Below are 13,658 nucleotides of genomic sequence, written 5' to 3'. Positions count from 1 at the left end.
CTGTTGCGGTGTGGGTCTTGCCGGGTCAGGCGAAGGCGGCCAGGGCTTCGGGGCCGTGCCGGAAGTTCGGGTCGACCTGGGTGGCGAGGTCCTGGCCGGTGGCCTCGTTGGCCCAGGCGGCGGCGTTGCGCAGGTGGAAGTCGACGGCGTGCTGCTGGAAGGCGGCCCAGTCCTTGGTGCGGGCGTCCACGGCCGCGCGCAGCCGGTCCAGGGCGAAGGTGTTGTGCGGCTCCAGCTCGTCATGACCGCTGCGGCCCTGTTCCTGGGCTCGCACGTGGGAGGACTGCTCGCAGTGGGCGATCAGATCCTCGCCGACGTGGCCGCGCAGGAAGGCGAGGTCGTCCGCGCCGGTGACCTTGTTGCCGACCACGGCGACCGGGATCCCGAACTCGGCCGCGTGGTCGCGGTACTGGCGATAGACGGAGACGCTCTTACGGGTCGGCTCGACGACCAGGAACGTCATGTCGAACCGGGTGAACAGGCCGGAGGCGAAGGCGTCGGCCCCGGCGGTCATGTCGACGACGACGTACTCGCCGGAGCCGTCCACGAGGTGGTTGAGGTACAGCTCGACCGCGCCGAGCTTCGAGTGATAGCAGGCCACACCGAGGTCGCTCTCGGCGAAGGCGCCGGTGACCATCAGGGGTACGCCGGCCACCTCCTGGACGTGGTGGCCGTGGACCTCGTCGTCGCCCAGCAGGCGCAGCAGCCGGGAGCCGTGGCCGGGCGGGGTCGTCTTGACCATGGCTTCGCAGGAAGGGATCCGAGGGTTGGTGCCCCGTAGGTAGTCCTTGATCTCACCGGTGCGCGCGCTGAGCGGCGGAGCGGTGAACAACTCGTCCTCGTCGAGGCCGAGGGCGTACGCCAGGTGCTGGTTGATGTCGCCGTCGATGGCGACGACCGGCGCGCCCGAACGCACCAGATGACGGGAGAAGAGCGCGGACAGCGTCGTCTTGCCGCTGCCGCCCTTACCGACGAACGCGACACGCATGGTTAGGCATCCCTGTTGAAAATGGATTTCATGAGCATATGCTGGGGGTGCCGGCGGGCGGTGTCAAATCGTGCCCGCTGCAACTCGCATGTCAGTGCGGCGAGTTGAGGCATTGATGACGCAAAGAGGGGGCGTCCTTTTGAACGTCGCGAAGGAGAAGCGGGCATGAGTGATGCCGTATGCGGTCCCCGGGGCCGACCCTTCACCCTTGTCGTCTGCGGATCCTGCGATGAGGTGACCGGGCAGGTGATGGACGGCCTGCGCCGCGCGGTCCGCGACTGCCCCTACGGGGTCATGGTCTCCACGGGGTGCCTGGGCAAGGTTCTGCACTGCCGTCGCGATCGCGGGGTGCACGCCGCGGTGCAGCCGTGCACGGCCGACCGCAGACCCGCCGGGGCCGTCGTGCGTCTTGGTCCGCTCGCGTCCGAAGCCGACGCAGAGGTGGTCGGGGCGTGGCTGCGGGCCGGGATGCCCGAGGACGGCTCACTGCCCGACCGGCTCCAAGTTGCTGCCGCGCCTTGGCGGGTCGCCGGCCTCAACTGACGGATACGGCCTCAGGTCAAGTTGTGCGCGCCGAGGCGCAGGTGCTCGATGTGGTGGACGGCCTGGTCGAGGAGCTGGGCCACGTGGTCGTCGTAGAGGCGGTAGACGATGCGGCGGCCGTCGCGCCGTCCGGTGACCAGACCGAGGGCGCGCAGCAGGCGCAGTTGGTGGGAGACGGCGGACTGCTCCATGCCGATCGCGGAGGCGAGTTCGCCCACCGGGTACGGGCGCTCCCGCAGGGCGGTGAGGATCAGCAGGCGGGACGGTGTGGCGAGGGCCTGGAGCGTCGTGGCGACGGAGGCGGCGGTCGCTTCGTCGAGCCGGGCGGCCGCGAGGACGTCGCGACCGGCGGCGTCGACGTCATCGGCGTGCACGGATGCGGGCCTCGCGCGGTGGGCGGATGAACTGGAGCTCCAGGGTGGTGGGCGGTTCGGAGATGCCCGGTCCGCCTTGCGCCGCCCACCGCACCAGGTCGTCGGTGCAGTCGTCGTCCATCGCGAAGCCCACCCAGACGGCGCGGCCCCCGGCCCGGCGCCCGGCGGTCGAGGGCTGGACGACGATGACGTTGGCCTGGTCGCAGGGGCCGAGGCAGTCCGTCGTACGCACCTGGAAGCCGCCATCCGCCGCGCGGAGGACCGTGCGGTTCACAGGGCAGTCCGGGACGGCACGCCGTACGTCCGGACCCGGCCGTCCCGCCATGCGACCGCCAGCAGGTGGGGGCCTGCCCAGGCGAGCGCGCCGACCGCCGCACCGGCGCCGTCCAGCTCGCGCACCGGGCGCAGACGCGCCTGCGCTCGCCCGGCGGTGGCGTACCACAGGGCTACGGTCCCGTCGGCGCCGCCGCTGGCGAGGTGCCCGCCTGTGCCCGGCCGCCAGGCAAGCGCGGTGACCGTCTCGTGGCAGCGCAGCGAGCGCGGTGCCGTGCCCTCCGGGCCCTTGCCGGAGAAGTCCCACACGGTCACGTCGGGTGCGCCGTCGGCGGCCAGCCAGAAGCCGGAGTCGTCGAAGGCGAGCCGGGAAATCTTCTCCGGGTAGCCGGACATGGTCAGTTCGCCGCCGTCGCGGGCGCGCCAGATGTGGATGGACGCGTCCTGGTTGCCGCTGCAGATCCACCTCCCGGTGGGTGCGACGGCGAGCGCGAGGTGGGAGCCGACGTAGGGGTAGGTGGCGACCGGCTTCTCGGTGTGCCGTTCGTGACAGCGCACGGCCCCGTACGCTGCCACGGCCAGGCGCCGCCCCCGCCGCATCCAGGCGACGTCGGTGGCGGTGGACGCGGCGGGCTCCGTCCGCCACAACTCGCCGCCGTCGGTGTCCAGCACGAGGGCTCGGCGCCCGGAGGCGACCGCGACCCGCTCAGTGTCCGCCCAGGCGGCGGCCGCCGACCAGGCACCTGACTCCCGTACCGTCGTCCGCCCGTCGACGCGCCGCCACAACGCGTACCCCATGGGGCCGGTGGCGACCATGTGCTGGGCGTCCGGAGAGAGCGCGACCTTCAGAGCGCCTCCGGGGAGGTCGAGCGCGCCGATCTCGGCTCCCATTGCCGCGTCGAAGATCTTCACGGTGCCCTCGGCCCCCGCGACGGTGACCAGGTCACCGCGTGCACTGAGTGCGACGAGTACGTCGTCGACGTCGGTCTCCCACGCGGGCGGGGACTCCACTGCCGTACTCACGCGATTGCTCCCGCCGTGGCCAGGCAGTCGGCGAAGCCGCGCTGCAATGCCTCGCGGTCGAGGTCACGACCGATGAACACCAGCTTGTTCGTGCGGGGTTCGTCCTCCCGCCAGTCGCGTGCGAAGGTGCCGTCCAGCAGCATGTGCACGCCCTGGAAGACGTACTGCTTGGGCGCTCCGGCGATGGCGAGGATGCCCTTGGAACGGAAGAGGTCGACGCCCTTGGTGCGCAGCAGGGTTCTGAGCCAGGCGTTGAGGCGGTCCTCGTCCAGCTCGCCGTTCAGCTCGATGCCGACCGAGGTGACGGTGGTGTCGTGCTGGTGCTCGGTCTCGGTGAGGAAGGAGGGGTCGTCGGCGAGCACCCGCTCCAGGTCGAACCCGCCGACGTCCATCACATCGTGCAGGTCGATGCGGGCATGCTCGGCGGGAATGATCCGGACGCCCGCGTTGACGGCCCGGATGCGACGGACCACCTGCACGATGGTCTCGTCGTCGACCAGGTCGGTCTTGTTGAGCACGACCCGGTCGGCGAAGGCGATCTGCTCGATGGCCTCGTTCTCCACACCCTCCGGCTTGACCTCGTCCAGGTGCTGGAGCACGTGCGCGGCGTCCACGAGGGTGACGATGGCGTCCAGCCGCAGCTGGGAGGCGATCTCGTCGTCCATGAAGAAGGTCTGGGCGACGGGCGCCGGGTCGGCGAGGCCGGTGGTCTCGATGAGGATGTGGTCGAACTTCTCGCGTCGGCGCATCAGGGCGCCCAGGATGCGGATGAGATCCCCGCGCACGGTGCAGCAGATGCAGCCGTTGTTCATCTCGAAGATCTCTTCCTCGGCGTCGAGGACGAGTGCGTCGTCGATGCCGACCTCGCCGAACTCGTTCTCGATGACCGCGATCCTCAGGCCGTGGTTCTCGGTGAGGATGCGGTTGAGGAGGGTGGTCTTGCCGGAGCCGAGGAAGCCGGTCAGGACGGTGACGGGGACCCGCTCGTCGCCAGGGTCTTGGGATTCCGGGGTGGTCAAGTCGGTCTCCTAGTCGTGCTGTTCGGGCGTAGCGAGCAGGGCGGCTCGCAGGTCGTCCTCGGTGATTTGGTCGGCGGGGCGGTGCAGGGTCCAGCGGCGGGCCTCGCCTTCCATCGGCAGCACGGCGACGACCGTTTCCAGCGGCGGGCAGCCCGGTTCGGTACAGGCGAGCTGGCGGATCAGGACGGCGGTGTCCTCGTCGAGCCCGAGCAGGGCGCGCACGCTCTCCTTCAGCTCGCGCAGCTCCGGACACGGCCTTGCGGGCCCACGGCGGGATCCCAGTGGCATGGCGTTTCCTCTCCTTCGTCCTCGGAGGGCCGGCAGTCGGCGCAGACGCCGGTGAGTTCGACCGTGTGCTCCACAGCGGCGAACCCCGTGTCTGCGGCGATCCGGCCCGCCCATTGCTCGACGATTTCGGAATTCACCGGGCGGCTGCGGCCGCAGCCACGGCACACCAGGTAGTGGCGGTGCCCGTCGGCGGGGCGCAGCCGGTAGAGCCGCCCGCCGGCTTCGTCGCGTACGACGTCGACGCCGCCGTCCGTCTCCAGCTCGCGCAGGGCGCGGTAGACGGTGGTCAGGCCGATCGCGTGGTCTCCGGCCAGGAGCAGGGTGTGCAGCTCCTGGGCCGACACGAAGTCCTGGCAGGCGGCGAGCATCTGCAGGACCGCCCTCTGCTGCCGGGTCGTCCGGCCGCTCACGGCACATCACCTCCTGTGGCTGGCGCCGAGTTGGCATGGCTTCACCGTAGATGGAAATGAAATCCATGTCCATATGAACGATGGGTCATGCGTAAACTTCTGGCCGCAGGGCCTTTTGAAGGGGGACGCGCGACGGTCTACTGGCGGCTTTCGGCGCGAGCCCGTATCCGGGCCGCCTGCGGTATCGAGCAGCTGGGCCTCGGCTTGAGCGACGCCGGCGAGGCGGATCGCGCACAGGAGGCCACGCTCGGCGCCGCTTGCTGGGCGGTGAGCCGCTCAGTCGGGCCATGTCGTCGGCCAAGTGGCAGTGCGGTCGGTCGGGTGCGGCAGTCGCGCCGGGGCGGCAGCCGGAGGCATCCGTGCCGAACAAGGCGGTTCGGCTGCCGTGAGGGTGTCCGGGACCGTCGCTGTCTGAAAATTGCAGGCAGATGGACAGAACGCCGTGGTTCCAGACACTGACGCGGTCGGCGAGCCCGTACAGCCGCGGCGCAACCGGCGCCGGATCGGGGGTCCGCACGTGAGCGTGCGTGGTTCTAGACAAAAGATGTCATTTAGATGCAGTCGCTGATCATTGTCTGGCAGAGTCGCCGAGGTGCGTCTGCGGGTGAAGGGAAGGCGTACGTAGGGCTGAGGAGAGGTTGCGAATGACTACGGAAACCGCAATGCCTGCTGTCCATGCTCACCACACTCACCAGCACGGTCTTGGGTGCGGCCATGTAGCGGTGCCGCACGACGACCACGTCGACTATGTCCACGACGGCCATCTGCATCGCGCGCATGAAGGTCGTGTGGACGAGTGCGAGCCCGGCGGCCACACCGTCCATGACAGCCACACTCACCAGCACGGTCCTGGGTGCGGTCATGTGGCGGTGCCGCACGGCGACCATGTGGACTACGTCCACGACGGCCACCGCCCCGGAACCCGCCGACGAGCCGACCGCGGCCGACGGCCAACCCGTCGGCTACGCCGTCCTCGGCCGACCACTGAACTGGCAGATCCGGCACCGCGGACTGGTAACCGGGATCGGCGCGGCCATCGCCTGGCTGATCGGCACCCTCACGCCAGGTACGGCACGACGTACCAGCGCCACGGGCCTGTGCGGCGTGGTTCGGCGCCCAGCTCACCCAGACCAGTGCGGGACGCCGCAGCAGCCCGCTGGTCCTGGCCACCGCTCTCTGCACTGCAGCTGCACTCGTCGTCCTCGTCCAGACCTCCGCCATCAGCCATTTCTTCGACTGCACACCCCTGGGCCCGCTCGCTTGGACCGGCGTAGCTCTTGCGATCGGCGCCGCCTGTCTTGGCCCCTATGTACTCCCGTACGCCTACCGACTGCTGACCGACCTCACCCCACGGCTGCGTCCCGCCGTGCGGCTCGTCCCGTGACGGGGCGTACGAGACAGCGCCGGGTCCAGACCCGGTCCAGGCACCCTTCGGGGTCGTCAGTGCCCGGCATGCTGGTGCCTCTGCCGGATCCGGAGGGGTTCAGGAGGCCGGCCGGCGATCCGGCATGGCACGATCAGGTCCTCCGTCAGGTGATAGGCGGCACAGACCCGGTGGTATCCGTCGGCGATCACCAACGGAGTACCGCGCACCAGGAGGACCGGGGAGAGTTTGCTGCCGCGTTTCACCTTCTGGATGTTGTGCTGGACGTGGACGTTGTCCGCCGGGAGCAACGGCAGGCCCGAGGCGCGCATGATGTCCTTGGCCTTCTTCGTCTGCGTCTCGGACGCGCGCAGGGCGTCGACGATCCGCGTCACTTCCTCCGCCGGGAGGAGCAGGTCGAGGTAGTCGGCCGCTGCCGGGAAGTCGTGCTCCTCCGGGTCATCGAGCCACAACCTGGTCCATTCCACAGGGCCGCCCCCTGTTCGCGTGCCTGGCGCATCGCTCCGGGTGACAAGCGTAGGACCGCAAGCAGGTTCCGGACACCCGCCGCGCACAAGGTTGTTGGAGCCGTCGGAGCGCTCTCGGCGCGAGTCCACCGAACGCCGTCGGCCGGGGCTGACCGTCAGCCGTCACTCCGCGAGCACCTCGCGAGCGGGTGGGCCGATGGCGGCACCGAGCACGGCGTTGTTGGGCAGCAGCACTGGGCCGTCCTCCGTGTGGAGTTGGACGAACAGCAAGGTCATGTCGGTCACCTCGCCCTCGATACGGCCGCCGAGAGGTCCGGACTGAATGCTGATCCGCTCACCGATCGTGAAGGGGTGAGAGACCAGCAGCACCAGACCGGCGCAGATGTTGCCGAGGACCGGCTGGGCGGCGATCCCGAGGATCACTCCGGTCAACGCGCCGCCCAGCAGGAGCTTCTCCCACGGCACCCGGATCAGGCTGAGCGCGCCAAGGATGACCAGCGCGTAGCCGAAGAGCAGGCAGAGGACCCGCAGGGCGACGGACCGGCTGTCGCTGATCCGCCCCGCCAGAAGCTTCACCAGATCATCCGTGGCCCCGCGCACCGCGAACAGCGCGGCCACCAGGAAGACACCCGCGCTAATACCGGCGACCACCCGGGACGTCACCGACTCGTGGCTGTGCGCGCTGCCCAGCAGACCACCGTAGTTGAGCGACACGGCAAGCCCGCCGACGGCGAGGGTCGTGGTGACGACGGCCCGTCGGGTGCGGATCACTCCACGCCAGTGCAGGCCGTGCCCGAGCACGACGTCACCTGCGCGTACGTGGTTGCCTTCCATCTCCGCCCCCTTGTGATGAGCCCGTCGCGGGGGCACAGTACTTCACACCCCGTACGACCACTGAGAGCCGGTATAGCCTCGCCCACTCGGGCCGGCACCCCTCATCCACATGGGGCGGCGAATCGCGGCGGGGCCGCGACGGCGATGAGGCTCCGATGCCGTGATCACAGCAGCCGTAGCGAGATCGTCTCTATCTGCTGGTGTGGTGCGCCGCGGCCACGACCGTGCGCGGAGAAGGACGTCGGCTCGCCCTGCGCGGGAGGCGCCGCAGCCCCTGAATCCTCGTAGACCGACAGCATAGGACGATGAGCGCCATGGCAGGTCAGATCTGGGTGTCACTCAAATCCTTGGGTGGCTCGTCCCCGGCGGCTTGTTGTCCTATCCCGTCCAGCACAGCACTCAGCTGTCGGCGCAATGTGCCGAACAACATCCGCAGCAGATCGCCTTGTCAGCGACCCTGCGCGCCGAACGGCTGGCGCTGCTGGAGCGGTTCATCGAGGCGGCGGACGCGGAACGCTCCGCGTTCGGCCGGCCTCCCGAGTTCAACGACACTCACGCCTGGTACCTGAAGACGCAGGACATCATGGGTCGCGGAGCTGCTCATCCGCATCCAGTTACCCGGCTCTTGCATGATGCCGCGCGCGTACTTTCTCGACCTCAACCGGACCGTGTGGGAAGGCTTGCCCGATGGTGGGAGCGTGCGGGACTACCTGGAGGACAACCGACTGACGTTTCTCGACGCGGCCCGAGCGGCCATGGGATAACCCATGGCCGGCCCTCGAAGATCCTCCACCGGACAGTTCAGTTGACCTGGGTCTTCCCCGTGCCGGAGCAGTCCGCAGCCGTCAGGTGTGGGAGGAGCCGGATTCGGCCATGTGGGCCGGCGGGGTGGTGGTGAGCCGGTCGACCGCGTTGCCGATGGCGGCCAGGAGGGATTCTGCGAGAGGAGGACCAGCGCCGGAAGTCCTGCACCGGGATTGAACGTGACCGTCCGCGAAGCGATCGTGCAAGCACACCAAGCAGCCCGTGCCGCCGCACGCTCCGATCATGTGAGCCTCGACAACCCGCACGATCAAGGAAGCCATGCCCGCCCACCCGCGAAAGACGACCTACGCTACGACGTTTCCGGAGCCCCGGGCAGCACGTCGGGGATCTCCCACAGCTGGCCGGACATATTGCTCACGTAGATCTTGCCGGCGCGGCTGTGCGGCCCGACGCCGCAAGCATCGCCAAGCCCGGTGGCGACCACGCGCTGCAGGCCCTTGGTCTTCTCATTCAGGTCGACCTCGTGCAGGCAATCGCCCGCATGGTCGGAGACGTATGCGCGGCCCTTGCCGTCCAGCGCGACGCGGGTGCTTGCGGAGAAGGTGGCGACTTCGCTCTTGGCGGCGCCGGAAGGGGGATTGAGGTCGACCTCGTACAGAGGGCCGCTGACGTACCGGCCGACGTACGCCCTCCTGCCGTCCCTGTCCAGCGCTACTCCGGAGGCATACGCCATGCCCCCGATGACCGGCTTCGTCCTCGCCTCACCGTTCTCCAGTTCGTCCTTCAGATTGACCGCGATCAACTGCCCGTTGTTGTAGTCGGTGACATAGGCCCTGTCCGACCCGTCCAGCGCGAGGCCGTACACGTAGGGGACCTTGGCGACCTCGACGACTTCGACGGCCTTGGAGCCATCGAACAGGTTCTTCACCTTGCACAGGCGGCCACCTGAGTAGTCGGTGACGTACGCGACCTTCTTCGACAGGTCCAGCGCCACATCCACGATGTCGCCCAGGCCGCTCGCGACCTCACGCCAGTTACCGGAGCGGAGATCCGAGGCGAGATCCACCTCGTACAGCCTGCCGTTCCGGTCGGCGACGTACGCCTTGTTGTTCGGCTCGTCCAGCGCGAGGCCGTACGACCTGCCCAGCCCGGTGGCGCGCACCGAGGGAGCCTCTTTCGGGCGCTCCTGCTCCTTGCCCTTGCCCTTGTGAAGGGGGTGCTGCTCCAGATCGAAATTGAGGTTTTCAAGCTCGAAGATCTCGTGCACCCCGGCGAGGGTGGAAACGACCTCAGCCTCCCCTTTTTGCAGGAACGGCTTGCCTTCATCGGTCAAGTCGAAAGCCTCCGCGACCGTGCCGGTCTCGCCGAGTTTCCATGCAAGCACCCTGGAATATTTCGGCTCCATGGCCTGTGGGCCGCTCGGGCGGGTCTCTTTGACCTCCACCGGCTCGGGGTAATACAGAGCGACCCACCCACCGAAGGAGATGGGGTATTCGTAGTCGAACCTCCGCACCTGACGTCGCTGCGTGGCCAGGACGTCCACGCGGCTGCCGACTTTGCCGCTCAGCGTGGACGAAGTCTTGAACGAAGTGGTCAGCGAACCACTGACAGAAGCCGTGATCCCGAGCATCAGCTGTGCCGACAATTCGCCAGTACCCGTGGCGGTGCTCGTGGCCGTTGACGTGCTCGTCGTCTGCGACTGAGACTCCGTGTCAACGCCTTGATTGTCTTTGCTGTTCTTCAGGGTGGTCTTCTGAGATTGATTCAAAGCCATGCTCTTCTGCAGCTGCTGCTGCAGTGACGCAGTGACTTTTGCTCCGAACGTGAGCTGCACCTGTCCCTGGAGCGACCAGCTGATCGTGTTCGAGATCGAGAATTCGACCGTGTGCGACCAGTCGGTGGGGACGGGGTCGGTCCGATTGACGTACGTCTGCTTGGCAATCACGTCGGGAGGAGGCTGCGCAATGTCGCCTCGCTCTTCGACGAGCGGCACCCCCACCGTCATGTAGGCGATCCACCCGAGATCGTGCGCAGTGCCCTCCTCGGGAAAGTCGAATCGCCCCTTGTTCAAAGAAAATCCGGTAGGGGAGACATACCGGTCGCTCCCGTCCTTCGCCTTCTTCTCGGCCTTCCGCTTCAGCTTTTCCTTGTCCCGCTCCAGGATGGCGGCGGCCTTTCCGGCGATGCCGAGTTCCTCCAGGTTTCGCTTTGTCAGCGGGTGGCGCACAAATCGTTCGCCGAGATGAGTCGTACTCACATTGTTCTTGGTGGGACCGCCCATGGTCTTCAGCCTCCTTGCCTTCCAGAACTGAACGATTTGTCGGGGACTACTCGTGAGCTGCTGACGGCCCTGCACGCCCCAGTGAGGAGTCGTCAGGCTGCCGAGCGGGGCCGTTGCTGCTGCTCAAGGGCGGCGGACTCATAAAGCTGAGGTCTTCGACCAGCCCTCGCACCCCTCGAGTCGGCCCCGAACTCAACCTCACCCCTTGACTGACCCGTCGTCGCTCCTTTTAATGTCTTTGGCTGATTGGCGGTTGTCCTTCCTCGATTCTTCCAGCTGCTCGTCGCTGATCTTTGGACGGTCTTCCTCCCTGATCTTCGGCTGGTCTTCTTCCTTGATCTCCACTTTCACTTTCTTGAATGCCTCATCCTTGGCCGAAGACGCCATACCGGATGTGGACTCGGGGTTCTCGCTGGCTTCTTTCTGCTCCGCCGCTGCCGTCTGGGTGTTCTTGAACAGAGGGGTGATGAAATTTTCCATGATACTGAGCGCCTCGGGCGACGTGTCGCGCACGATCTTCGGGTCACGCACAGCGTCAGGAATGCCGTCGTAGAGCTCGGGATCGACCCCTTCCCTTTCGGGCCGAGCCCCGGGAATATTTTCATGGAGCTTCCGAGCGGACTCTTCGGCGGACTTGGCTTCACTTCCGCCACTGTCGAAGATGTTCTTAAAAGTCACGAGACTTCCCTCCGGATTCTCTCGATGGACACGAAACCAACCCTTGCAAAAGGGTCGTTTCCCCTCGCCGCGATGCCGGGATCAAAACCTTGATATCCAAGGGACAAGGCCTCGCGCACCTCGACAGGGGGCCGCTGACAAATGGGCCCACAAAGAAGGTGGCGCATTTCGCCGACGCAGGCTGCGCACGCGTCGCTCTTGCCGTCCGTACCTTTCTGCCCTTGCGTCATTCTCCGCGTGCACCAGGATCTTCGTGCTGCTGCCTACCCCCTCGTTGATCGACCTATGCGGCGCGACCCTGCGGCTTCTCGCCCATCACCTGGCCGCAGGCCGACGGGCGACGTTCTTATCCGGCCCCCATGGCGGCTGGAACTGCTCCCCCAGTTGTTTTCGTATTGAACGATACTCCAAAATGCCCCGCCTGTGATCTGCGACGACCAGCTCGGAGGGGCCGCTTCACGGCGTCATCGAGCTGCAGATTGCGTAGATTCCTCGCCACCTCAATGTCTCCAGATATGGGGCCGAAACCGATCGGTCTTCTGTCTTTTGGCCGGGAGTGAACCTCGAAAGCAGGGGCAGGAATCGTCTGTGTGTCCGAGCCGTCGGCGACCGCCAGATGGCGGCCCTTCGGGGGGCGATCGTCAGGAGGTACTCACGGCAGCAGTAACTGGGCGCCGGAATAGGTGAGTTGATCGGTGTCTCGGCGCACGGCTGTTGCGAAAATGCTGGTCGGTTCTGCCAGTGACAGGACGGGAGAGTGTTAGCCTGCGCGTCTCATCCGGGGTCGCGTCCGGATCATGATCGGAAAAGCGAAAGTGTCTTCTGAGCTACAACGATGAGGCTTGTCTAAAGGTCCCAGTCGTACCAGCAGAAAGGCACTTTCTGCGTGCACGCTACCCGGTCACGCCCCAAGCTCGTCGTCAGTGCCGACGGGTACGGGGTGGTCAGCCACGCCGGCTCACGTCTGCTGGCGGATCTGGCCGATGCCACCTCGCTGACCAGCGCCTTCAGTGACGCTCTGCACCGGCTGCGGCCGCGTGGGACCGGGCACGATCCCGGCCGCGTCGCGGTGGACCTGACGGTGATGCTCGCCGACGGAGGCGAGGCGATCCGGGACCTGGCCGTGCTGCGCGACCAGGCCGACGTGTTCGGCAGCTCGATCCAATACCTGGAGGTCCGCCACCGCGCTCACGCCCGGGTCGCGGACCACATCCGTTGCGGCAACACCACCGGCTTCGGCTGCCTCCGCCATTCCAGACGGTTCCGAGCGTGTAGGGCGGGTGTGGTCGTGATCCATGTGAAGTGCCGTTGTCCGGCGTCGTCGCTGCGGACGGGTGGGATGCGCAGGGGGAGGCTTCGGCGGTCATGGAGGTTTCGGTGGCCCACACGACGGGCTCGAGGTCGGCGGGGAAGGCGAGCTGGACTTCGAGTTGTTTGGTGGGCAGGCGGATGGCACGCTGGAACCAGTTGCCCCACATGTCGTCGCTGGGCCTCAACGGCGCCTACGACGGCGCGGTCTCCGCGGTCATCTACAGCGAGGGGCCGTGGGACGACCGTCGGCCACTCCCAGTCGGCGAAGAGCACGACGACACAGACGGCCTGCGCTGACCTGAGCGCACACACGGAAATGCCCTCGGTGAGCGTCAGGGAAGTCACAGGGGTCGTCCGGGTCTCGCAGGGCGATGGTCCGCAGGCTGGTTCCGTGCGGCCTGTACGGGCCGGTGCAGGACTGCCTCGACGGTGTCCTGGGCGACTGGCGCGTTCCTGAAGTGTGCGGCTGCTGCTGGTGCGTCGGTTACAGGCGCTTCGCTGTGCGGTCGCGCAGCAGCAGCCACTGACTCGCGTCGGCGCCGCCTGAACGCGCAGCCGGTCCATGCAGCAGCACGGCGTAAGCCGTCCTCTCCGCCTTGCCCGGGGCGGCATACTGGCCGGGCGCCTCCGGGGTCGGGAATGACCTCGTCATGTCTTTCCAGGCCTTGTCCGCGTTCGGAGTGCTGAGCATCGGCCCTCCCGGGCTCAATAGGGTCATGCAGTGAAGTACCAGCACGCGTGGCTGCACCCGCGGTAGGGATTGACGGTCCACTCGAACGGCATGCGCAAGGCGCCCGGCACCCGGTTCAGCACCGAGCGCGCCCGGACCTCGTGGAAGGTGATCCCGCGGAACTCGGGCGTGTCGAACGTGCGGGTGACCACGGCGTCCGCGCCGAACAGCGCGGGCTCGGCGGCCCGGCCGTGCGCGGCCGGCTCCTGCGGCTCGACGGTTGCCGCAGGCCGGACGGTGAGGTTCTCCCAGCGCATGACGCCTCCTCGGTAGCACTGCCGCACACAATA

The 13,658-nt window shown here is 67.5% G+C and carries 14 protein-coding genes and 4 pseudogenes; 4 read left to right on the top strand and 14 right to left on the bottom strand.

The genetic code is table 11. The annotated features are described in order from the left end of the window. Positions 1 to 25: 25 nt before the first annotated feature. Entirely contained in the window at positions 26 to 988 is a 963-nt protein-coding gene (locus BIV25_RS14740; RefSeq protein WP_071372750.1) for an adenylyl-sulfate kinase, read from the bottom strand. 165 nt (positions 989 to 1,153) lie between these two features. On the opposite strand from BIV25_RS14740, the gene BIV25_RS14735 reads away from it, so the two are divergent. Continuing rightward, positions 1,154 to 1,531, top strand: a complete 378-nt coding sequence (locus BIV25_RS14735) for a hypothetical protein (RefSeq protein ID WP_071372749.1) — start codon at positions 1,154 to 1,156, stop codon at positions 1,529 to 1,531. An 11-nt stretch (positions 1,532 to 1,542) separates the two neighbouring features. Here the strand turns inward: BIV25_RS14735 and BIV25_RS14730 are convergent, their stop codons facing one another. The 6 genes and pseudogenes from BIV25_RS14730 to BIV25_RS14705 form a co-directional block, all read right to left on the bottom strand. Continuing rightward, the gene (locus BIV25_RS14730; protein ID WP_071372748.1) at positions 1,543 to 1,905 is read right to left on the bottom strand and encodes a metalloregulator ArsR/SmtB family transcription factor; all 363 of its coding nucleotides are present in this window, start codon (positions 1,903 to 1,905) and stop codon (positions 1,543 to 1,545) included. Then, positions 1,892 to 2,158: pseudogene (locus BIV25_RS14725) on the bottom strand ((2Fe-2S) ferredoxin domain-containing protein); the annotation flags it as partial. The pseudogene BIV25_RS14725 and the gene BIV25_RS14730, both read right to left, overlap by 14 nt. A 17-nt stretch (positions 2,159 to 2,175) precedes the next feature. After that, the gene (locus BIV25_RS14720) at positions 2,176 to 3,201 is read right to left on the bottom strand and encodes a WD40 repeat domain-containing protein (protein WP_071372746.1); all 1,026 of its coding nucleotides are present in this window, start codon (positions 3,199 to 3,201) and stop codon (positions 2,176 to 2,178) included. Continuing rightward, on the bottom strand, positions 3,198 to 4,220 hold the full coding sequence (locus BIV25_RS14715; protein ID WP_071372745.1) for a GTP-binding protein: 1,023 nt from the start codon (positions 4,218 to 4,220) through the stop codon (positions 3,198 to 3,200). The genes BIV25_RS14720 and BIV25_RS14715 overlap by 4 nt, the downstream gene beginning before the upstream one ends. 9 nt (positions 4,221 to 4,229) lie before the next feature. Continuing rightward, the gene (locus BIV25_RS14710; protein ID WP_256255810.1) at positions 4,230 to 4,442 is read right to left on the bottom strand and encodes a hypothetical protein; all 213 of its coding nucleotides are present in this window, start codon (positions 4,440 to 4,442) and stop codon (positions 4,230 to 4,232) included. 8 nt (positions 4,443 to 4,450) lie between these two features. Further along, on the bottom strand, positions 4,451 to 4,918 hold the full coding sequence (locus BIV25_RS14705) for a Fur family transcriptional regulator (RefSeq protein WP_079176640.1): 468 nt from the start codon (positions 4,916 to 4,918) through the stop codon (positions 4,451 to 4,453). Between the two features lie 644 nt (positions 4,919 to 5,562). On the opposite strand from BIV25_RS14705, the pseudogene BIV25_RS52710 reads away from it, so the two are divergent. After that, positions 5,563 to 5,832 (top strand): annotated as a pseudogene (locus BIV25_RS52710) (hypothetical protein); the annotation flags it as partial. Positions 5,833 to 5,975: 143 nt separating this feature from the next. Here the strand turns inward: BIV25_RS52710 and BIV25_RS54340 are convergent. The 5 genes from BIV25_RS54340 to BIV25_RS14670 form a co-directional block, all read right to left on the bottom strand. After that, the gene (locus BIV25_RS54340; RefSeq protein ID WP_177235279.1) at positions 5,976 to 6,146 is read right to left on the bottom strand and encodes a hypothetical protein; all 171 of its coding nucleotides are present in this window, start codon (positions 6,144 to 6,146) and stop codon (positions 5,976 to 5,978) included. 212 nt (positions 6,147 to 6,358) lie between these two features. After that, a complete protein-coding gene (locus BIV25_RS14695; protein ID WP_071372742.1) occupies positions 6,359 to 6,769 on the bottom strand; it encodes a hypothetical protein in 411 nt (136 codons plus the stop codon). A gap of 162 nt (positions 6,770 to 6,931) precedes the next feature. Beyond that, positions 6,932 to 7,603, bottom strand: a complete 672-nt coding sequence (locus BIV25_RS14690; RefSeq protein WP_071372741.1) for a mechanosensitive ion channel family protein — start codon at positions 7,601 to 7,603, stop codon at positions 6,932 to 6,934. 1,114 nt (positions 7,604 to 8,717) lie between these two features. Beyond that, positions 8,718 to 10,649, bottom strand: coding sequence for a gluconolaconase (locus BIV25_RS14675; RefSeq protein ID WP_071372739.1), 1,932 nt, complete (start codon positions 10,647 to 10,649; stop codon positions 8,718 to 8,720). Between the two features lie 198 nt (positions 10,650 to 10,847). After that, a complete protein-coding gene (locus tag BIV25_RS14670; RefSeq protein ID WP_071372738.1) occupies positions 10,848 to 11,327 on the bottom strand; it encodes a hypothetical protein in 480 nt (159 codons plus the stop codon). An 886-nt stretch (positions 11,328 to 12,213) separates the two neighbouring features. Between BIV25_RS14670 and BIV25_RS46915 the strand changes: the two are divergent. Together BIV25_RS46915 and BIV25_RS51010 are read left to right on the top strand one after the other, a co-directional pair. Beyond that, positions 12,214 to 12,480, top strand: a pseudogene (locus tag BIV25_RS46915) (IS1380 family transposase); the annotation flags it as partial. Positions 12,481 to 12,776: 296 nt separating this feature from the next. Beyond that, entirely contained in the window at positions 12,777 to 12,935 is a 159-nt protein-coding gene (locus BIV25_RS51010; RefSeq protein WP_177235278.1) for a hypothetical protein, read from the top strand. 187 nt (positions 12,936 to 13,122) lie between these two features. Here BIV25_RS51010 and BIV25_RS14655 read toward each other — a convergent pair whose 3' ends face one another. Continuing rightward, positions 13,123 to 13,329 (bottom strand): hypothetical protein, encoded by a 207-nt coding sequence (locus tag BIV25_RS14655; protein ID WP_071372735.1) that lies wholly within the window; start codon positions 13,327 to 13,329, stop codon positions 13,123 to 13,125. A 35-nt stretch (positions 13,330 to 13,364) separates the two neighbouring features. Beyond that, positions 13,365 to 13,625, bottom strand: a pseudogene (locus BIV25_RS49245) (radical SAM protein); the annotation flags it as partial. Positions 13,626 to 13,658 lie beyond the last annotated feature (33 nt).

This window comes from Streptomyces sp. MUSC 14, from assembly GCF_001866675.1.
Lineage (GTDB): Bacteria > Actinomycetota > Actinomycetes > Streptomycetales > Streptomycetaceae > Streptomyces.
Note: the sequence above shows the minus strand (reverse complement) of the source record. Positions and strands in the feature narration are given on the sequence as shown.